The sequence below is a fragment of the Pseudomonas sp. LBUM1651 genome, assembly GCF_059716135.1.
This window is the reverse complement of the sequence record NZ_CP166805.1, coordinates 4,151,156-4,170,211: the sequence shown is the minus strand read 5'-3', so window position 1 is coordinate 4,170,211 and position 19,056 is coordinate 4,151,156. Positions and strand designations below refer to the sequence as shown.

At 57.5% G+C, this 19,056-nt stretch carries 16 protein-coding genes and 4 tRNA genes; 16 read left to right on the top strand and 4 right to left on the bottom strand.

Annotated features, from left to right (window positions below; translation table 11 throughout):
* Window positions 1-768: 768 nt before the first annotated feature.
* Window positions 769-2,001, bottom strand: a complete 1,233-nt coding sequence (gene sstT, locus ACA066_RS19525) for a serine/threonine transporter SstT (protein WP_497696251.1) — start codon at window positions 1,999-2,001, stop codon at window positions 769-771.
* A gap of 280 nt (window positions 2,002-2,281) precedes the next feature.
* Between sstT and ACA066_RS19520 the strand changes: the two genes are divergently transcribed.
* Window positions 2,282-3,436, top strand: coding sequence for an MFS transporter (locus ACA066_RS19520; protein ID WP_017337574.1), 1,155 nt, complete (start codon window positions 2,282-2,284; stop codon window positions 3,434-3,436).
* Window positions 3,437-3,440: 4 nt separating this feature from the next.
* Here the strand turns inward: ACA066_RS19520 and nhaR are convergent, their stop codons facing one another.
* Entirely contained in the window at window positions 3,441-4,340 is a 900-nt protein-coding gene (gene nhaR / locus ACA066_RS19515) for a transcriptional activator NhaR (protein ID WP_497696250.1), read from the bottom strand.
* A gap of 135 nt (window positions 4,341-4,475) precedes the next feature.
* Between nhaR and ACA066_RS19510 the strand changes: the two genes are divergently transcribed.
* From ACA066_RS19510 to ACA066_RS19490, 5 genes are all read left to right on the top strand, one after another.
* Window positions 4,476-4,718, top strand: a complete 243-nt coding sequence (locus ACA066_RS19510) for a hypothetical protein (protein WP_497696249.1) — start codon at window positions 4,476-4,478, stop codon at window positions 4,716-4,718.
* 28 nt (window positions 4,719-4,746) lie between these two features.
* Window positions 4,747-5,496 carry a TerC family protein gene (locus tag ACA066_RS19505; RefSeq protein ID WP_497696248.1) on the top strand — a complete coding sequence of 250 codons (750 nt, stop codon included), beginning with the start codon at window positions 4,747-4,749 and terminating at the stop codon, window positions 5,494-5,496.
* Window positions 5,497-5,991: 495 nt separating this feature from the next.
* The gene (locus tag ACA066_RS19500; protein ID WP_497696247.1) at window positions 5,992-6,651 is read left to right on the top strand and encodes a C39 family peptidase; all 660 of its coding nucleotides are present in this window, start codon (window positions 5,992-5,994) and stop codon (window positions 6,649-6,651) included.
* A gap of 94 nt (window positions 6,652-6,745) precedes the next feature.
* The gene (locus tag ACA066_RS19495) at window positions 6,746-6,952 is read left to right on the top strand and encodes a DUF6021 family protein (protein WP_017337580.1); all 207 of its coding nucleotides are present in this window, start codon (window positions 6,746-6,748) and stop codon (window positions 6,950-6,952) included.
* Window positions 6,953-6,971: 19 nt separating this feature from the next.
* The gene (locus ACA066_RS19490; protein ID WP_497696246.1) at window positions 6,972-7,187 is read left to right on the top strand and encodes a hypothetical protein; all 216 of its coding nucleotides are present in this window, start codon (window positions 6,972-6,974) and stop codon (window positions 7,185-7,187) included.
* A gap of 49 nt (window positions 7,188-7,236) precedes the next feature.
* On the opposite strand, the gene pbpG is transcribed toward ACA066_RS19490, so the two are convergent.
* Window positions 7,237-8,175: a D-alanyl-D-alanine endopeptidase gene (gene pbpG / locus ACA066_RS19485; protein ID WP_497696245.1), complete on the bottom strand. Its 939-nt coding sequence runs from the start codon at window positions 8,173-8,175 to the stop codon at window positions 7,237-7,239.
* A gap of 239 nt (window positions 8,176-8,414) precedes the next feature.
* Window positions 8,415-9,269 carry a bifunctional methylenetetrahydrofolate dehydrogenase/methenyltetrahydrofolate cyclohydrolase FolD gene (gene folD / locus ACA066_RS19480; RefSeq protein ID WP_497696244.1) on the bottom strand — a complete coding sequence of 285 codons (855 nt, stop codon included), beginning with the start codon at window positions 9,267-9,269 and terminating at the stop codon, window positions 8,415-8,417.
* A gap of 275 nt (window positions 9,270-9,544) precedes the next feature.
* Between folD and ACA066_RS19475 the strand changes: the two genes are divergently transcribed.
* The 10 genes from ACA066_RS19475 to ACA066_RS19430 all read left to right on the top strand — a co-directional run bounded on the left by ACA066_RS19475 (window position 9,545) and on the right by ACA066_RS19430 (window position 19,006).
* Window positions 9,545-9,621 (top strand) — tRNA-Arg (locus tag ACA066_RS19475).
* Between the two features lie 32 nt (window positions 9,622-9,653).
* Window positions 9,654-9,729, top strand: a tRNA-His gene (locus ACA066_RS19470).
* 54 nt (window positions 9,730-9,783) lie between these two features.
* Window positions 9,784-9,868: transfer RNA gene (locus ACA066_RS19465), tRNA-Leu, on the top strand.
* Window positions 9,869-9,946: 78 nt separating this feature from the next.
* Window positions 9,947-10,022: transfer RNA gene (locus ACA066_RS19460), tRNA-His, on the top strand.
* Window positions 10,023-10,423: 401 nt separating this feature from the next.
* Window positions 10,424-11,734, top strand: coding sequence for a trigger factor (gene tig, locus ACA066_RS19455; protein ID WP_084319767.1), 1,311 nt, complete (start codon window positions 10,424-10,426; stop codon window positions 11,732-11,734).
* A gap of 93 nt (window positions 11,735-11,827) precedes the next feature.
* Window positions 11,828-12,463, top strand: a complete 636-nt coding sequence (gene clpP, locus ACA066_RS19450) for an ATP-dependent Clp endopeptidase proteolytic subunit ClpP (RefSeq protein WP_008034105.1) — start codon at window positions 11,828-11,830, stop codon at window positions 12,461-12,463.
* A gap of 112 nt (window positions 12,464-12,575) precedes the next feature.
* Window positions 12,576-13,859: an ATP-dependent Clp protease ATP-binding subunit ClpX gene (clpX, locus tag ACA066_RS19445; protein ID WP_145318649.1), complete on the top strand. Its 1,284-nt coding sequence runs from the start codon at window positions 12,576-12,578 to the stop codon at window positions 13,857-13,859.
* A gap of 225 nt (window positions 13,860-14,084) precedes the next feature.
* Window positions 14,085-16,481 carry an endopeptidase La gene (gene lon, locus ACA066_RS19440; protein WP_052909694.1) on the top strand — a complete coding sequence of 799 codons (2,397 nt, stop codon included), beginning with the start codon at window positions 14,085-14,087 and terminating at the stop codon, window positions 16,479-16,481.
* A 147-nt stretch (window positions 16,482-16,628) separates the two neighbouring features.
* Complete coding sequence (locus ACA066_RS19435; protein WP_002552737.1) at window positions 16,629-16,901, top strand: HU family DNA-binding protein; 273 nt, start codon at window positions 16,629-16,631, stop codon at window positions 16,899-16,901.
* 233 nt (window positions 16,902-17,134) lie between these two features.
* Window positions 17,135-19,006, top strand: coding sequence for a SurA N-terminal domain-containing protein (locus ACA066_RS19430; protein ID WP_497696243.1), 1,872 nt, complete (start codon window positions 17,135-17,137; stop codon window positions 19,004-19,006).
* Window positions 19,007-19,056: the final 50 nt, after the last annotated feature.

The following is a 19,056-nucleotide window of genomic DNA, read 5'->3' as shown; positions in this document are numbered from 1 at the left end:
CATTCCTGCGGTAACGGCCGCTATTGGTTCCACCCTTACGGCGGGTCACTTGGAAGAGCGCCAAGTAACCAAGCGCCTGCGCCCCTGACGTACGGTGGCTCGCTAATGCTCGCCATGCCCTCGCTCCGGTCCTGCTCCGTGGGCCCGCCGCCATCGGCCATCCATGGCCGGGGCGGCTAACCCGGCATCCATGCCGGGTTGCCCACTGCGCAGAACCTGCGCTCGGCCTCCCGACGGGGCAGATCAAGATCAAAAGCCAGATCAAAAGCCAAAGCAAAAGCAAAAGCCAGATCAACAACTAGAGCGAACTCATACTTGTGGGAGCTAGCCTGCTAGCGATGGACGTCCAGACAGCGCGTTCATTCAGACCGCACGCGTTATCGTTAACGTCCATCGCTAGCAGGCTAGCTCCCACAGGGGAAATGCATACACATGAAGAGCCAGGTCGGCCCGCAGGCCGCCTCGCGGTGCTGTGGCGGTAGTCGCCCCCTCGAGAGGCTTCGTTCCGGTTCTGCGCAGTGGGCAACCCGGCATGGATGCCGGGTTAGCCGCCCCCGGCCATGGATGGCCGATGGCGGCGGGCCCACGGAGCAGGACCGGAAGGAGGGCATGGCGAGCCTAAGCGAGCCACCGAACGAAAGGGGCAAAAGCGCTTGGTTACTTGGCGCTTTTCCAAGTAACCCGCTGTAAGAGCGGAACCAATAGCGGCCGTTACCGCAGCAACGGATATGCCCCCAAACCAAACCCAAACAACGACCAAACAGCGTGTCACGCCAAACGCCGAACCTTCTCGTCCTCACCCAAACAAGCCGCCGCCGTAAACAACACATCAGTAGAAGAATTCAACGCAGTCTCCGCCGAATCCTGCAACACCCCGATGATGAACCCGACCGCCACCACCTGCATGGCGATCTCACTCGGAATGCCAAACAGGCTGCACGCCAGAGGAATCAGCAACAACGAACCACCCGCCACGCCCGAAGCACCGCAGGCACAGATCGCCGCAACGACGCTCAACAGAATGGCAGTCGGAATGTCCACGGCGATACCCAGCGTATGCACGGCCGCCAGTGTCAGCACGGTGATGGTGATCGCCGCGCCCGCCATGTTGATGGTGGCGCCCAACGGAATGGAAACCGAGTAAGTGTCTTCATGCAGACCCAGACGCTTGCTCAACTCCAGATTGACCGGAATGTTCGCCGCCGAGCTGCGGGTAAAGAACGCCGTGATGCCGCTTTCACGCAAGCACATGATCACCAGTGGATACGGATTGCGACGCAGCTTCCAGAACACGATCACCGGGTTCATAACCAGCGCCACAAACAGCATGCAGCCCAGCAACACCGCCAGCAGATGCGCGTAGCCGATCAAGGCACCGAAACCGGAGGTGGCGAGGGTCGACGCCACCAGGCCGAAAATCCCCAGCGGCGCAAAACGAATCACCAGACGCACAATCAGCGTCACGCCGTTGGACAAATCGCCAAGTACTTCACGGGTGGTGTCACCGGCATGGCGAATGGCAACGCCCATGCCAATGGCCCACGCCAGAATGCCGATGAAGTTGGCATTCATCAGCGCGCTGACCGGGTTATCCACCACGCTCAGCAGCAGACTTTGCAGCACTTCACTGATACCGCCCGGCGCCGTCACCGCGACGTCGTGGGTAGATAGCACCAGGCTCGACGGGAACATCATGCTGGCCACGACTGCGACCACGGCCGCGGCAAACGTGCCCAGCAGGTACAGAAACAGAATCGGCCGGATGTGGGTTTCCTGGCCGTGCTTGTGGTTGGCGATCGACGCCATGACCAGCACGAACACCAGAATCGGCGCGACGGCTTTCAGCGCCGAGACGAACACTTTGCCAATGAACGCAGTGGACTTCGCCACGTCCGGCGCAACCAGCGCCAAGGCTATCCCGGCGAGCAGGCCGATGACGATTTGCGTAACCAGGCTCAAGCGTTTCAAGGGTTGTAATAGCGAAGGGGATGAAGCGGTCATAAAGCGGCATCTCTGATTTTTTTAGGTGCGGGGGTGTCGCGACATCGCGGCCATTAAAGGGCGGATGAACAGGGTGTACGAATCGCAGGGCGCGGACTTTATCACAGCGTCGTCTTCATCCTTCAGACCTGTGACGATCTGCCACCCGCCTGTTAAACGCGATTGGCAGGTTCGTGCAACCCCATTTGGAAACACTCTGTTAAGATTGCGCATCCTCATTTTCATCTCTGCCAGTGGGCCTTCGGGCTATCGCTGGTGTCGTCGTTTTCTGGAGTTCTGCATGCTGTTGCCCATCCTTCTGTTGTCCGCCGCCGGTTTTACGGTGCTGACCACGGAATTCGTCATCGTCGGCCTGTTGCCGGCGATTGCCCGAGACCTTGAAGTCACCATCCCGCAAGCGGGTTTGCTGGTGACCTTGTTCGCCTTCACCGTCGCCGCGTTCGGGCCGTTCCTGACCGCGTACTTCGCTCGGTTCGAACGGCGCAAGCTGTTCATCTCGGTGTTGATCATGTTCGGTCTGGCCAACACCCTCGCGGCGTTTGCGCCGAACATTTGGGTGATGGCCGTTGCGCGGTTGATTCCCGCGCTCGGGCTGCCGGTGTTCTGGGCGCTGGCGAGTGAAACGGCGGTGGACATCGTCGGGCCGGACTACGCCGGACGCGCCATCGCCAAGATCGGTTTCGGAATCGTCTGTGCCACGGTGTTTGGCATTCCGGTCGGCACGCTGATTTCTGATGCATTCGGTTGGCGCAGTGCCTTTGGCATTCTGGCGGTGATTGCGTTTGCCAAGGCGTTGCTGCTGTTTATCTATCTGCCGAAAACCAGCCTGCATCAGCATCAGGTGAGTTTTCGTTCACAGTTCAAAATCCTGCGCAGTCCGCTGATGATTGGGCACGTGTTGCTGTCGATCCTGGTGTTCAGCGGCATGTTCACCGCTTACACCTATCTGGCCGACATCCTTGAACGGCTGGCCGGTTTCAATGGCACGGTGGTCGGCTGGTGCCTGATGGGCTTCGGCGCGGTCGGCTTGATCGGCAACTCGTTGGGCGGTCGCGCAGTGGATCGTCATCCGCTGATCGCTTCCGTGACGTTCTGCGCCTTCATGATTGCCGGCATGGTGGCGCTGGTGCCGAACATTCATTCGCCGCTGGGTCTGGCGGCGGCGATGGGGATCTGGGGCGTGACGCAGGCGGCGTTGTTCCTGGTCAGTCATGTGCGTTTGATGAAGGCCGCGCCTGAAGCGCCGGCCTTTGCCGCGTCGCTGAACATTGCCGGGGCCAACCTCGGGATCGGCCTGGGGGCTATGGTCGGCGGGCGCGTGATCGACAGCGTTGGCCTCGGCGGGCTTGGCTTTGCGGCGGCGGCTTTTATCCTGGCTTCGATTCTGCTGGCCATGGCGCTGATGACCTTCAAGCCCCGCGAAATCTGCGCCTGACGCTTCACATCGCAGTGAACAGTTCGCGTCGGGCACCTTCGGTAATCGCAACGATTCCGGGGTGCTTGACCTTGCGTTCCACCGAAATGGCGTAGAACGACTCGGTCACCGCGTCGGTCTGGCCAATCAGCTCCACGCCGTATTGGCGTTTCACTTCATCGGCAATCACGCTCGGGCCGATGAAAATCCCGCTGCCGGATTGACCAAACGCCTGCATCAACGCGCTGTCGTCGAATTCACCGACGATACGCGGCTGGATCTGTTGCTCGGCAAACCAGCGCTGCAAGCGACTGCGCACCACGGTTTCCGGCCCCGGAATCAGCAACGGTGCGCCGTGCAGGCTGCGCGGGAAATCCTGACCGTACTGCGCCGCGAGTTCAGCTGTGGCGAAGAAGCTGATCCCGCATTCCCCGAGTTTCTGGCTGTAGCCCTTGATGTCCAAGTGCGACGGCATCGGGCTGTCGGAGATCACCAGGTCGAGGCGCTGGATCGCCAGGTCGGCAAGCAAACGTTCGAGTTTGTCCTCGCGACAAGTGATACGCAGCGGCTCGCTCAACTCCATGGTCGGCGCAATCAGGCGATAGACAATGGATTTGGGCACAACGTCGGCCACGCCGACCCGAAACAGAATCTGCTGCTCATTGGGCTGCGCCCGCAACATCAACTCCAGTTCACCACCGAGCTGAAACATCTGCTCGGCGTAAGGCAGGGCCTGACGCCCGGCTTCGGTGAGTTCCAGCTGTCGGCCAACCCGGCGAAACAACTCGATACCGTAGGTGTGTTCGAGCAGGGATATCTGCCCGCTGATGGTCTGCGGCGTCAGGTTCAGTTGCTCGCAGGCGCGCACGATGCTGCCGGTCTTGGCCACCACCCAGAAGTAATGCAGTTGTCGATAGTTGAGCATGGCAATCTACAGTTCGTTAAAACCGAAGTATAACCGCTGAAAATACGAATTTTCCTGAAGTGTTCGCCTCCCTAGAATGCCTCGCTATCAACGGGCCATTGTTTCGGCCCGTTCTGTTCTATCGAGGAAAGCATCATGAAGCTTAAAACCACGGCACTGCTGATCGCGTCTTTACTGGTATTGGCCGGTTGCGACCAGGCCGAAAAAAGCGCTCAGCAACTGATGGGCAAGGCTGCCGAATCCGCCAAACAGGCGATCGACGATACTCACAAAGCTGCCGAGCAAGCGATCAGCGATGCCACCGGCGGGCTGATCAGCAAGAAAGAACCATCGGCCGACGACAAAGAGAAATCCGAATCTTCGTCCCAGGAAATCTAAACCGTCTCAAACGAGTCAGGACTGACCCATGGAATACCTTTTAGAACTTGCTGCAAGCCCCACCGCCTGGGTCGCCCTGGCTACGCTGGTGGTGATGGAAATCGTGCTCGGCATCGACAACCTGATCTTCATCTCGATCCTGACCAATAAACTGCCGGAGCAGCATCGGCAGAAAGCGCGGCGCATTGGTATCGGCATGGCGCTGATCCTGCGACTGGCACTGCTGAGCACCATCGCGTTCATCGTCCAGCTGACTGAGCCTGTGATCGAGATCCTCGGCCACGCGTTCTCCTGGAAGGACATGATCCTGATCGCCGGCGGCCTGTTCCTGTTGTGGAAGGCGACCACCGAGATCCATCACAGCATGGACCCGGCGCCGGAAGATCCGAAGTCGGCGACCTCGACCGTGACCCTGGGCTTTGCCGCAGCGATCGGCCAGATCCTGATGCTGGACATGGTGTTCTCCATCGACAGCATCATTACCGCTGTCGGCATGACCGAGCATTTGCCCATCATGATCATCGCGGTGGTGGTGTCGGTGCTGGTGATGTTGCTCGCGGCTGACCCGTTGGCCAGGTTCATCAACGACAACCCGACGGTGGTGATGCTGGCGCTGGGCTTCCTGATCATGATCGGCATGACGCTGATCGCCGAAGGCTTTGGCGCCCACGTACCGAAAGGCTACGTCTACGCGGCCATGGCGTTCTCGGCCACGATCGAGGGTTTGAACATGATGTCCCGGCGGGCGAAGCAGAAGCGCATCGCCGCTGAAGCGTAACCTGCGTTAAACAAAAGGCCGCCTGCGCTCGAAAGAGCCCAGGCGGCCTTTTTTTGTTCGGCCTTTTTTGTTCGGGGTAGCTGAATGCGTCGGTCAATGTGCCGTCGCGTGGCGTGAAACCGATTTATCGGTCTTCGCTACCCGAACGGGTCGGGCAGGGTGATGGTGCCGGCGTGTAACTCGCAGCACTCCCCACAACATGGCGGCGGCAACGGCCAGCCAGCCGGAAATCAACATTACTATGGTCATTGTCAGGCTCATCGGTGCCTCCTCTTTGCCCTGCTGCGGGCACACACTCTGTGCAAGTGACAGTCTAGTCGCTGCCGTGTTTCAGGCCATTGACCAAAGGTCGCCTGTCACCAACCAGTTCGCTCTATCGAATGCACTCAACTGCCGGTTAAGGCTATACCGCTGCCGCGTGGCGCCCTATGATCGACGGCCAAGCCGGGAGCACGATGACGGCGTCTGAACAAAAGAGTGATGAGGGTGCGGGTAATGTCGCGAATTCGAATGGCAGCACTGATTGCCGGTTGTGTTGCGGGTCTGGCCGGCTGCGCGGGAAGCGTTGCACCGGAGGTCAAGCGGCTGCCGGAACGGGTGGAGCTCAGCGGCACGTTCTATCGTGGGCAAGACTATCAAAGCGGGCCGCAGGTCCTGGCGAGCATGCTGTCGCAGCAGGGCGTGGTGATTACACCGGGTTTGCTCGAAAAGCCCCTGCACGTACCGGGCGCCGAAGCTCAGTTGCAGCAGAACATGCAGAACCTCGCCCGCGAATACGGCATGGTCGTTTATCCCCTCGACAGCAATCTGCCTGCGCTGCTGACCCAGGTCGCGGCGGGTTATCCGGTGATGGTGCGCTTCACCGAAGGCTCGGCGTTCTGGGCGGAACCGCGTTACGCCATTCTCGCCGGGTATAACCGTCAGAAGCAGACCGTGCTGCTGCGCGCCGGGATGAATCGTCGGGAGTTGATGAGCTTCGGTTCGTTCGAGTCGGCTTTCAAGGACGCCGGCGGTTGGGCGGTGCTGATTCAGAAGCCGAACCAGATTCCGGCCAATGTCGATCAGCAACGCTGGTTGAAAGCCGCGAGTGACCTGGCTCAGGCCGGTCAGGAACAAGCGGCAACCCGAGCGAAGAAGGCGCTGGGCGCTCAATAGTTTCCGTTCGTCATCTGCATTGCACTGCCGCGCGCGGTCAGCCTCTGAAGGATAAGGGCCCGGATTTTTCCGGGTCAGTTCCAAGGAGGCATTCATGACAAATCCCACTGCACCCACCGGTCCGCACTCGTCTGAGCATTCATCAGGCGACGAGTTGGGTTTTGACCCCGATTCGCCGGACCTCGCCGATCCGCAGGTCGATCCCGTCGGCCCTGCCAAGGCACCCAAGGACGTAAAGCCGGGCGAGGATACCAAGGCCCCTGCGAAGCCTTACGACCCGCTGGCAAATCTGAAACCCTGACGTTCAGTGCGAGGTGTATATGTCTACCGATTCGAGTTTTGACGACAAACGTCCGGACAGTGTTCCCACCACCCCCGAAGACGACATTGATCCGGTGATGGATCCGGACAGCCCGATGCGCGACCCGTTGGCCAGGCCGTTGGTTACTCCGACCCCGCATCCGCAGGGCACGAAGGATCCGAGTGCCGGCGATGGCATCCCGGATGACGACCAGATGCCGCTGCCGAATGATTAACTGGACGAAAAAAAGCCCCGACTGATCGGGGCTTTTGCTTTCTGCGTCGTTATTTGGAGGCTTCAACCACACCGCTCTGACGGTGCTTGAGGTTCTTTTCCGATTTGTATTGCAAGGCCTCGGATGGAACGTTGGTGCCCTTGCCGGTTTCGACCCAGTTGCGAATGCGACTGGCATCAGCAAAGTGCGTGTACTTGCCGAAGGCGTCGAGAATCACCAGCGCCACCGGGCGATTGCCCATGCTGGTTACCAGCACCAGGCAGTGACCTGCTTCATTGGTGAATCCGGTTTTCGTCAGCTTGATGTCCCAGTTCGGCTTGCCGACCAAATGGTCGGTATTGCGGAACCCCAGGCTGTAGTTGGGTTTGCGGAACGAGACGGTTTTTTCCTTGGTGGTGCTCAACTCGGTCAATAACGGGTACTTGTGCGCGGCGATCAGCAGTTTGCTCAGGTCGCGGGCGGTAGAGACGTTACGAGGGGAGAGGCCGGTCGGTTCGACGAAGTGGGTGCTGGTCATGCCCAACGCCTTGGCCTTGGCGTTCATCGCGGCAATGAATGCGACATAGCCGCCCGGATAGTGGTGGGCCAGGCTCGCGGCTGCGCGGTTTTCCGAGGACATCAGGGCGATCAGCAGCATTTCCCTGCGCGGCAATTCGCTTTTGAGTTTCACCCTGGAAAATACGCCTTTCATTTCTGGCGTATCGCTGATGTTGATATTGATGTACTCGTCCATGTTCTGCCTGGCTTCGACCACGACAAGACCGGTCATCAATTTGCTGACGGAGGCGATAGGGACAACCACATCGGGATTGCTGGCATAGATGACTTTGTTGGTCTGCATATCCAGCAGCAAAGAGCTGCCGGAAGCCAGCTTGAGTTGTTTCGTATCTCGAGGTGCCGCGGTGGTATCAGCGGCACTGACCGTTGGCGTGATGAACGTCCCTGTAAATGCAAAAAATAGGCTCAGGATGGAAAGACGGATTTTCACGCTGGCAGACTCATAAGGTGTGGATTAGCCGTTCTGTAACGGGTTGTTTCTTGAAAACCGACGCATTTTAGGAGTATGGCTGAAGAACTGTCGATGGTTGTTCAATGAACAGGTGAAAGTCCTTGAAAACCCCTACAAAACAGCAGGTTTCCGGCGAATGGTAGGGGCCGTTCAACGGGCAAAAAGAACCCCGCCATTGGCGGGGTTATTTTGTTCGTCGCTGATGCTCAAGCGTGAACTCAGCTGTGCAGCGTTTCCGCCGCGTACAGCGTGTTTTCCAGCAGGCAGGCGCGGGTCATCGGGCCCACGCCACCCGGCACCGGCGTGATCCAGCCGGCGCGGGGCAGGGCGGTTTCGTAGATCACGTCGCCGACCAGTTTGCCGTCTTCCTGACGGTTGATGCCGACGTCGATCACGATCGCGCCTTCCTTGATCCACTCACCCTTGACCAGGCCCGGCTTGCCGGCGGCAACAACCACCAGGTCGGCGCGACCGACGTGGCCTGCCAGATCCTTGGTGAAACGGTGGGCGACGGTCACGGTGCAACCGGCCAGCAGCAATTCCATTGCCATCGGACGGCCCACAATGTTGGAGGCGCCGACGACCACTGCGTCCATCCCGTAAAGATCGGCGCCGGTGCTTTCCAGCAGCGTCATGATCCCTTTGGGCGTGCACGGGCGCAGCAGCGGAATACGCTGGGCGAGGCGGCCGACGTTATAAGGATGGAAACCGTCGACGTCTTTGTCCGGACGGATGCGCTCCAGCAATTTGGACGCGTCCAGGTGTTCAGGCAAAGGCAGCTGAAGCAGAACGCCGTCGATTGCCGGGTCGTCGTTCAGGCGATCGATCAGATCGGTCAGCGCTTCTTGAGTGGTTTCGGAAGGCAGGTCGTAGGCTTGGGAAATGAAGCCGACCTCTTCACAGTCTTTACGCTTGTGCGAGACATAAACCTGAGAGGCAGGATCGCTGCCGACCAGGATCACCGCGAGGCCCGGCGTGCGCAGGCCTTGCTCGCGACGCTCGGTCACTCGTTTGGCGATCTGCTGGCGCAGGCTGGCGGCGATCGATTTGCCGTCGATTAGTTGTGCAGTCATTGCGCGTGATTAACCATCGAGAGGGGAAAAAAAGAGAACGCATTCTCGCATGTCATGAGGTGAGGGCAAAGGCGCTTGGTCTGCAAATTCCCCTAACCCCTTTAATTAAATGAATTTTTTATAAAAAGGATTTGACGCCCCCCGGGGGGCTCTATACTATTCGTCGCACTTGTCGGGCACAGCCTAGCACTGGTTAAGAAGGCTGCGCGGAATTACGGTTCTGCAAGGCTGAAAAGCACTTAGTTTGTAGTCCTCCAAGAGTACAGATTAATAAGGCGCCCGTAGCTCAGCTGGATAGAGCATCCGCCTTCTAAGCGGATGGTCGCAGGTTCGAGTCCTGCCGGGTGCGCCATTAGGCAGCATTGGCACAAGTAGCGCGATTTGGTGGGCGTAGCTCAGTTGGTAGAGCACGGGATTGTGACTCCCGTTGTCGTGGGTTCGATCCCCATCGTCCACCCCATATTTCGAAAGGCGCCAGATTAACAGTCTGGCGCCTTTGCTTTAACGGCTACACGCGGATGTGGTGGAATTGGTAGACACACTGGATTTAGGTTCCAGCGCCGCGAGGCGTAAGAGTTCGAGTCTCTTCATCCGCACCAAATAAAGCTTCACTCATGCCGGTTGGCCTGGTTGGGGCTCGACAAAGAAGTTGTTTGGCTTCTTTGTTACGCAATATGGTGGGCGTAGCTCAGTTGGTAGAGCACGGGATTGTGACTCCCGTTGTCGTGGGTTCGATCCCCATCGTCCACCCCATATTTCGAAAGGCGCCAGATTTAACAGTCTGGCGCCTTTTTTGTTTCAGTGTTTTGAGTGTCGGCGGCTGCGGTTCCGGGTCGCAAGGGCAGGGCGTTTCGTCGTATTTATGTTTCTCGATGATGCCGCGCCGCCCGCCGGCCTTGCTTGCAAGGACGGCTTGTCAGGGAGATGATTGGCAACCACTTCTATATATAGAAGGGTTGGCGCAGAGCCTTGGCGTGATTGGTTGTATTTGCCACCGGGACGAGATGCATTCGTGCATTCGCCCCTCTAAATTGCCTGCTGCGTTTTTACCCGTTTTCAGTAGGGTGACTTCTTGAGTTTGACCTACTAGAATGCATGCCCTTGATTCTGGGGTCGGAAACGGCCGGCCAACGTCTGTGCAACGAGGAATATCCATGCAAGTTTCTGTTGAAAATACTTCTGCTCTTGAGCGCCGCATGAGCATCACCGTGCCGGCTGAGCGCATCGAGACTCAGGTCAACAAGCGTCTGCAGCAGACCGCCCAAAAGGCCAAGATCGCTGGTTTCCGTCCAGGCAAAGTGCCAATGAGCGAAATCAAGCGCCGTTTTGGTGCCGATGCACGTCAGGAAGCTGTCGGCGACGTCATCCAGTCCTCGTTCTACGAAGCTGTTGTCGAGCAGAAGCTGAACCCGGCTGGCGCTCCTTCCATCGAGCCGAAATCCCTGGAAGCTGGCAAAGACCTGGAATACGTCGCGATTTTCGAAGTGTTCCCTGAGTTCACCGTTGCCGGTTTCGAAGGCATCACCGTAGAGCGCCTGAGCGCTGACGTGGCTGACGCTGACCTGGACAAAATGCTGGACGTCCTGCGCAAGCAGAACACTCGTTTCGAAGTGGCCGATCGCGCTGCCCAGAACGACGACCAACTGAACATCGATTTCGTCGGCAAGGTCGATGGTGAAGTGTTCGCTGGCGGTTCCGCCAAAGGTACTCAGCTGGTTCTGGGTTCCGGCCGCATGATTCCTGGTTTCGAAGACGGTCTGGTTGGCGCTAAAGCCGGCGAAGAGCGCGTTCTGAACCTGACTTTCCCTGCGGACTATCAGAACCTCGACCTGGCGGGCAAAACCGCTGAGTTCACCGTGACCGTGAACACTGTTTCCGAGCCAAAACTGCCAGAGCTGAACGAAGAGTTCTTCGCTCAATTCGGCATCAAGGAAACCGGTCTGGAAGGCTTCCGCGCCGAAGTTCGCAAGAACATGGAGCGTGAACTGCGTCAGGCGATCAAATCCAAGGTCAAGAATCAGGTAATGGACGGTCTGCTGGCCACCAACCCGATCGAAGTGCCAAAGGCTCTGCTGTCCAACGAAGTTGACCGTCTGCGCGTGCAGGCTGTTCAGCAGTTCGGCGGCAACATCAAGCCTGACCAACTGCCGGCCGAGCTGTTCGAAGAACAAGCCAAGCGCCGCGTTGTGCTGGGTCTGATCGTGGCTGAAGTGGTCAAGCAATTCGACCTCAAGCCTGACGAAGCCCGCGTTCGCGAAATGATTCAGGAAATGGCTTCGGCCTACCAAGAGCCTGAGCAGGTTGTGTCCTGGTACTACAAGAACGACCAGCAACTGAACGAAGTCCGTTCGGTTGTGCTGGAAGAACAAGTTGTGGATACTGTTCTGCAGAAAGCTAGCGTGACCGACAAATCGGTCTCTTACGAAGAAGCAGTCAAGCCGGTAGAAGCTCCACAAGCCGACTGATCGTTTTTGCGGTAAGAAGTACACACCATAAGCCAGCCTTCGTGCTGGCTTATGCGTATTCAAGACATAACTATTTGGGAGTGACTGCAGAGCATGTTCCGTAATTCGTATATTCAGCAGAACTCTGATATCCAGGCCGCAGGCGGCCTGGTCCCGATGGTTGTCGAGCAGTCCGCTCGTGGCGAGCGCGCCTACGATATTTATTCGCGTCTTCTCAAGGAGCGAGTGATCTTTCTGGTTGGCCCGGTAGAGGACTACATGGCCAACCTGATTTGTGCGCAACTGCTGTTCCTTGAAGCGGAAAACCCGGACAAGGACATCCATCTCTATATCAACTCCCCGGGCGGTTCGGTGACGGCGGGCATGTCGATCTACGACACCATGCAGTTCATCAAGCCAAACGTGTCGACCACCTGTATCGGTCAGGCCTGCAGCATGGGTGCATTCCTGCTGACCGCCGGTGCCCCTGGCAAGCGTTACTGCCTGCCGAACTCACGCGTGATGATTCACCAGCCACTGGGCGGTTTCCAGGGGCAGGCGTCGGATATCGAAATCCATGCCAAGGAAATCCTCTTCATCCGTGAGCGTCTCAACACGCTGATGGCCAAGCATAGCGGCCGCACTCTTGAAGAAATCGAGCGCGATACCAACCGCGATAACTTCATGAGTGCAGAAGCCGCGCGTGAGTACGGGTTGATCGATGAAGTGATCACCCAGCGCCCTGCTTAAAATAAGCAGCTCAAAATAAGGTGGGTCGGCTGGTCCGATCACCAGCGGGCTTGAAAAAGCCCGCAATAGCCTTCATCTTGTGTTGCAAGCCTATCGGATTTGGATCGAACGAATGACTGACACCCGCAACGGCGAGGACAACGGCAAGCTGCTCTATTGCTCCTTCTGTGGCAAAAGCCAGCATGAAGTACGCAAATTGATTGCCGGCCCCTCGGTCTTTATCTGCGACGAGTGCGTCGACCTGTGCAATGACATCATCCGAGAGGAGGTGCAGGAAGCCCAGGCCGAAAGCAGCGCGCATAAATTGCCTTCGCCTAAAGAAATCAGCGGCATCCTTGATCAGTACGTGATTGGTCAGGAGCGTGCGAAAAAGGTTCTGGCCGTAGCGGTGTACAACCACTACAAACGCCTGAACCAGCGTGACAAAAAGAATGACGACGTCGAACTCGGCAAAAGCAACATCTTGCTGATCGGCCCGACAGGCTCGGGTAAAACCCTGCTTGCCGAAACACTGGCCCGCTTGCTGAACGTTCCGTTCACCATCGCCGACGCAACCACCCTCACCGAGGCGGGTTACGTGGGTGAAGATGTCGAGAACATCATTCAGAAGCTGCTGCAGAAGTGCGATTACGACGTGGAAAAAGCCCAGATGGGCATTGTCTACATCGATGAGATCGACAAGATCTCGCGCAAGTCTGACAACCCGTCGATAACCCGGGACGTTTCCGGTGAAGGCGTGCAGCAGGCCCTGCTCAAATTGATCGAAGGTACGGTCGCTTCCGTTCCGCCTCAAGGTGGTCGCAAGCATCCGCAGCAGGAATTCCTTCAGGTCGACACCCGTAACATCCTGTTCATCTGTGGCGGTGCGTTCTCCGGTCTGGAAAAGGTTATTCAAAACCGTTCCACCAAGGGCGGCATCGGTTTCGGTGCGGAAGTTCGCAGCAAGGAAGAAGGCAAGAAAGTTGGTGAATCCCTGCGTGAAGTCGAACCTGACGATCTGGTCAAGTTCGGTCTGATCCCGGAATTCGTCGGTCGTCTGCCGGTCCTTGCCACGCTGGACGAGCTTGATGAAGCTGCATTGATGCAGATCCTCACCGAGCCGAAAAATGCTCTCACCAAGCAGTACGCCAAGTTGTTCGAGATGGAAGGCGTGGACCTGGAATTCCGGGCCGACGCGCTGAAATCGGTCGCCAAACGTGCCCTGGAACGCAAGACCGGTGCCCGTGGACTGCGCTCGATTCTCGAAGGTGTGTTGCTCGACACTATGTATGAAATCCCCTCGCAATCCGAGGTGAGTAAAGTAGTGATCGATGAAAGCGTTATAGAAGGCAAGTCCAAGCCACTGTATATCTACGAAAACAGTGAGCCGGCTGCCAAGGCCGCGCCAGACGCTTAAGCGTCACGCAGCTGGAATAAAGAAGGGGCCTTCGGGCCCCTTTGCTTTTGTGGGAGCTGGCCTGCCAGCGATGGCGGCCTGACAGCTGACCATTTTCTCAAGCTTCTTCAGGCTGCGACCTTTTACTGCTTTTATCCGCTTGTTTTTTTCTAAACAAGCCCCCATCTTGGTTTCAAGCTTACTTCCATCTGTTTACGGCCTTATGGCCGCCGTAGAGGCGAAATCATGAAGACAACCATCGAATTGCCTCTCCTGCCATTGCGTGATGTTGTGGTTTATCCGCACATGGTTATCCCGCTGTTCGTGGGGCGCGAGAAATCCATCGAAGCCCTCGAGGCCGCGATGACGGGCGACAAGCAGATCCTTCTGCTGGCTCAGAGAAACCCTGCTGACGACGATCCCGGTGAAGATGCACTCTATCGCGTAGGTACGATCGCTACCGTTCTTCAACTGCTAAAGCTGCCGGATGGCACGGTCAAGGTTTTGGTCGAAGGTGAGCAGCGCGGCGCTGTGGAGCGCTTCAGCGAAGTGGACGGCCACTGCCGTGCCGAAGTCTCATTGATCGACGAAGTCGACGCGCCTGAGCGCGAGTCGGAAGTGTTTGTCCGCAGCCTGCTGGCTCAATTTGAACAATATGTGCAGCTGGGCAAGAAAGTCCCCGCTGAGGTCCTGTCGTCGCTCAACAGCATCGACGAGCCCGGTCGCCTGGTCGACACCATGGCCGCGCACATGGCCCTGAAAATCGAGCAGAAGCAGGAAATCCTCGAAATCATCGATTTGTCGGCCCGGGTCGAACACGTCCTGGCGTTGCTGGATGCCGAAATCGATCTGCTGCAAGTCGAAAAACGCATTCGCGGCCGCGTTAAAAAACAAATGGAGCGCAGCCAGCGCGAGTACTACCTGAATGAGCAGATGAAGGCCATTCAGAAAGAGCTCGGCGACAGCGACGAAGGCCACAACGAAATCGAAGAGCTGAAAAAGCGCATCGATGCCGCAGGCCTGCCGAAAGATGCCTTGGCCAAGGCTCAGGGCGAACTGAACAAGCTGAAACAAATGTCGCCAATGTCCGCGGAAGCGACCGTGGTGCGTTCGTACATCGACTGGCTGGTTCAGGTGCCGTGGAAGGCCCAGAGCAAAGTGCGCCTGGACCTGGCGCGTGCAGAAGACATCCTCGACGCAGACCACTACGGTCTGGAAGAAGTCAAAGAGCGGATCCTCGAATACCTCGCCGTGCAAAAGCGTGTGAAGAAGATTCGTGGTCCGGTGTTGTGCCTGGTCGGTCCTCCTGGTGTGGGTAAAACCTCGCTGGCGGAGTCGATTGCTCACGCCACCAACCGCAAATTCGTACGCATGGCCCTCGGTGGTGTGCGTGATGAAGCGGAAATTCGTGGTCATCGTCGGACTTACATCGGTTCGATGCCAGGAAGATTGATTCAAAAGATGACAAAAGTAGGTGTCCGCAACCCGCTGTTCCTGCTCGATGAAATCGACAAAATGGGCAGCGACATGCGTGGCGATCCGGCGTCGGCGTTGCTGGAAGTGCTCGATCCGGAGCAGAACCACAACTTCAACGATCACTATCTGGAAGTCGACTACGACCTGTCCGATGTGATGTTCCTGTGCACCTCGAACTCCATGAACATTCCGCCGGCGCTGCTTGACCGGATGGAAGTGATTCGTCTGCCGGGCTACACCGAAGACGAGAAGATCAACATCGCCGTCAAATACCTTTCGCCGAAGCAGATTACGGCTAACGGCTTGAAGAAAGGCGAGCTGGAATTCGACGCTGAAGCGATCCGCGACATCATTCGCTACTACACCCGCGAAGCCGGTGTACGTGGGCTGGAGCGCCAGATTGCCAAGGTTTGCCGCAAGGCGGTCAAAGAGCATGCGCTGGAAAAACGCTTCTCGGTGAAGGTCACTGCCGACATGCTGGAGCACTTCCTGGGCGTGCGCAAATTCCGCTACGGCCTGGCTGAATCGCAGGATCAGATTGGCCAGGTGACCGGTCTGGCATGGACTCAGGTCGGCGGCGAATTGCTGACTATCGAAGCTGCTGTCGTGCCGGGTAAAGGCCAATTGATCAAGACCGGTTCGCTGGGTGACGTGATGGTCGAATCCATTACCGCCGCCTTGACCGTGGTCCGCAGCCGTGCGAAGAGCCTGGGGATTCCCCTGGACTTCCACGAGAAGCGCGACACGCACATCCATATGCCGGAAGGGGCGACCCCGAAGGATGGCCCTAGCGCCGGTGTAGGCATGTGCACGGCTCTGGTGTCGGCATTGACCGGGATCCCGGTGCGCGCGGATGTCGCCATGACCGGCGAAATCACCCTGCGTGGTCAGGTACTGGCGATTGGTGGTCTGAAAGAAAAACTCCTCGCGGCTCACCGCGGCGGAATCAAGACTGTGATCATTCCTGAAGAGAACGTACGCGATCTGAAGGAAATTCCGGACAATATCAAGCAGGATCTGCAGATTAAACCGGTTAAATGGATTGACGAGGTCCTGCAAATTGCGCTGCAATACGCGCCGGAGCCCTTACCCGATGTAGCTCCGGAGATAGTTGCAAAGGATGAAAAACGCGAGTCTGACTCTAAGGAAAGAATTAGCACGCATTAGTACGCATTTGCCTGGGTGGCTTGTTGACAGCTTTTTAGAGCCCTTGTTATAAAGCGGCTCTTAAGTGTCTGTAGGCCATTCAGCACTCGTTTTTGCTTTCACCAAAAAACTTAGAATCATACTCAAATAGATATAAGGGGACTTAGAGTGAACAAGTCGGAACTGATTGATGCTATCGCTGCATCCGCTGATATCCCGAAAGCTGCTGCTGGCCGTGCGCTGGACGCTGTAATCGAATCCGTCACTGGCGCTCTCAAGGCTGGCGACTCTGTTGTTCTGGTTGGTTTCGGTACTTTCTCCGTAACTGATCGTCCAGCTCGCATTGGTCGTAACCCACAGACCGGTAAGACTCTGGAAATCGCAGCAGCCAAAAAACCAGGTTTCAAAGCCGGTAAAGCACTGAAAGAAGCTGTCAACTAAGTTCGATTCAGGTTTTTGCCTATCCGGGTCGGGGTCATGCCTGACCTGGCAGCGGAGCGGTAGTCCAGTCGGCAAGTCGCCGGTCCGAGACGCCGAGGGTCGCAAGTTCGAACCCTTGGTCCGCTCCGCCAGTTACGAGAAGGCGCATCCTCGGATGCGCCTTTCTTCTATCCGGATTCTACCCACGCTCCACGGTTGCCTAATTTTGAAGTTCAACCGTTTCTGGGGGACGCATGCTGCAGAATATCAGGGACAATTCACAAGGCTGGATTGCCAAGACCATTATCGGGATCATCGTTGTATTGATGGCGTTCACCGGTATCGAGGCCATATTTCAGGCGACGACCAATAGCCAGGAAGCGGCCAAGGTCAACGGTGAAAAAATCAGTCAGAACGAGCTGAGCCAGGCGGTTGATATGCAACGCCGCCAGCTCATGCAACAGCTGGGCAAGGATTTCGATGCTTCCTTGCTCGACGAAAAAATGCTGCGCGAATCGGCCCTCAAAGGCTTGATCGATCGCAAACTGCTGCTGCAAGGTGCAGAAAACTCGAAATTCGCTTTTTCCGAAGCGGCATTGGATCAGGTGATCCTGCAAACCCCTGAATTCCAGGTGGACGGCAAGTTCAGCGCCGAGCGTTTCGATCAGGTCATTCGTCAACTCGGCTACAGCCGCATGCAATTCCGCCAGATGCTGGCTCAGGAAATGCTGATCGGTCAGCTGCGCGCGGGTCTGGCAGGTAGCGGTTTCGTCACCGACGCACAGGTTCTGGCCTTCGCCCGTCTGGAAAAACAGACCCGCGATTTCGCTACCCTGAACGTCAAGGCTGACCCGGCGGCTGTGAAGCTGACCGACGATGAGGTCAAGGCCTATTACGACGAACACGCCAAGGAATTCATGACGCCGGATCAGGTGATCATCGATTACCTCGAGTTGAAGAAGTCTTCCTTCTTTGATCAGGTCGCCGTCAAGGACGAAGACCTGCAAGCGGCGTATCAGAAAGAGATCGCGAACCTGTCCGAGCAACGCCGGGCGGCGCACATTCTGATCGAAGTGAACGACAAGGTGACCGAGGCGCAAGCCAAGGCCAAGATCGAAGAAGTTCAGGCCCGTCTGGCCAAAGGTGAGAAGTTCGAGGCCCTGGCCAAGGAATTCTCCCAGGACCCGGGTTCGGCGAACAACGGCGGTGACCTAGGCTACGCAGGTGCTGGTGTCTACGATCCAGCATTCGAAACAGCACTGTATGCGTTGGCCAAGGATCAGGTTTCGGCACCGGTTCGCACCGATTTCGGTTTCCACCTGATCAAGCTGTTGGGTGTCGAGGCGCCGGAAGTTCCGACCTTGGCAAGCCTGAAAGACAAGCTGACCAAAGAGCTGAAAGCCCAACAGGTCGAGCAGCGTTTCGTCGAGGCGACCAAGCAACTGGAAGACTCGTCGTTCGAAGCTTCCGATCTGGCGCAGCCGGCGCAGGACCTGAAACTGACCGTTCACACCTCCAAGCCGTTCGGCCGTGAAGGTGGCGACGGCGTTGCAGCCAACCGTGCCGTGATCACCGCCGCGTTCAGTCCTGAAGTGTTGGATGAGGGTGCCAACAGCACCGCCATCGAGCTCGATCCGGAAACCGTGATCGTGCTGCGCGCCAAGGAGCACCTGAAGCCTGCGCAACTGCCGCTGGAAAGCGTGTCTGCCGCCATCAGCGGTCAATTGGCCAAGGAGCACGCCAGTGCTGCCGCCAAGACCAAGGCTGACCAGCTGGTCGCCAACCTGCGCGAAGGCAAGACGCCACTGGACAAGGCGATTGATGGCCAGAACTGGAAAGTCACCGCAGCAGCGACACGCGCTCAGGAAGGGATTGATCCTACCGTGCTGCAAGCGCTGTTCCGCATGCCGAAACCAGCAGCCAAAGACAAGCCGACCTTCAGCAGCGTGACCCTGGCGGATGGTAGCCTGGTGATCGTGCGTCTGAACGGCGTCAACGAAGCCGCTGCACCGACTGAAGAAGAGAAGGCTCAATACCGTCGCTTCCTCGCCTCGCGCATCGGCCAGCAAGACTTTGCGGCGTACCGCAAGCAGCTGGAAGCCGAAGCGGACATCAAGCGTTTCTGATGCCTGACTGAGTTTCCCGCGCAACACAAAGACCCCGGCCGATTGGACTT

Excerpts from the sequence above, each read along its gene's own strand:
- tig (WP_084319767.1), top strand. The coding sequence starts at position 10,424 with ATGCAAGTTTCTGTTGAAAATACTTCTGCTCTTGAGCGCCGCATGAGC.
- clpP (WP_008034105.1), top strand. The coding sequence starts at position 11,828 with ATGTTCCGTAATTCGTATATTCAGCAGAACTCTGATATCCAGGCCGCA.
- ACA066_RS19520 (WP_017337574.1), top strand. The coding sequence starts at position 2,282 with ATGCTGTTGCCCATCCTTCTGTTGTCCGCCGCCGGTTTTACGGTGCTG.
- ACA066_RS19505 (WP_497696248.1), top strand. The coding sequence starts at position 4,747 with ATGGAATACCTTTTAGAACTTGCTGCAAGCCCCACCGCCTGGGTCGCC.
- nhaR (WP_497696250.1), bottom strand. The coding sequence starts at position 4,340 with ATGCTCAACTATCGACAACTGCATTACTTCTGGGTGGTGGCCAAGACC.
- ACA066_RS19430 (WP_497696243.1), top strand. The coding sequence starts at position 17,135 with ATGCTGCAGAATATCAGGGACAATTCACAAGGCTGGATTGCCAAGACC.
- ACA066_RS19495 (WP_017337580.1), top strand. The coding sequence starts at position 6,746 with ATGACAAATCCCACTGCACCCACCGGTCCGCACTCGTCTGAGCATTCA.
- ACA066_RS19500 (WP_497696247.1), top strand. The coding sequence starts at position 5,992 with ATGTCGCGAATTCGAATGGCAGCACTGATTGCCGGTTGTGTTGCGGGT.
- clpX (WP_145318649.1), top strand. The coding sequence starts at position 12,576 with ATGACTGACACCCGCAACGGCGAGGACAACGGCAAGCTGCTCTATTGC.
- sstT (WP_497696251.1), bottom strand. The coding sequence starts at position 2,001 with ATGACCGCTTCATCCCCTTCGCTATTACAACCCTTGAAACGCTTGAGC.
- ACA066_RS19510 (WP_497696249.1), top strand. The coding sequence starts at position 4,476 with ATGAAGCTTAAAACCACGGCACTGCTGATCGCGTCTTTACTGGTATTG.
- lon (WP_052909694.1), top strand. The coding sequence starts at position 14,085 with ATGAAGACAACCATCGAATTGCCTCTCCTGCCATTGCGTGATGTTGTG.
- folD (WP_497696244.1), bottom strand. The coding sequence starts at position 9,269 with ATGACTGCACAACTAATCGACGGCAAATCGATCGCCGCCAGCCTGCGC.
- ACA066_RS19490 (WP_497696246.1), top strand. The coding sequence starts at position 6,972 with ATGTCTACCGATTCGAGTTTTGACGACAAACGTCCGGACAGTGTTCCC.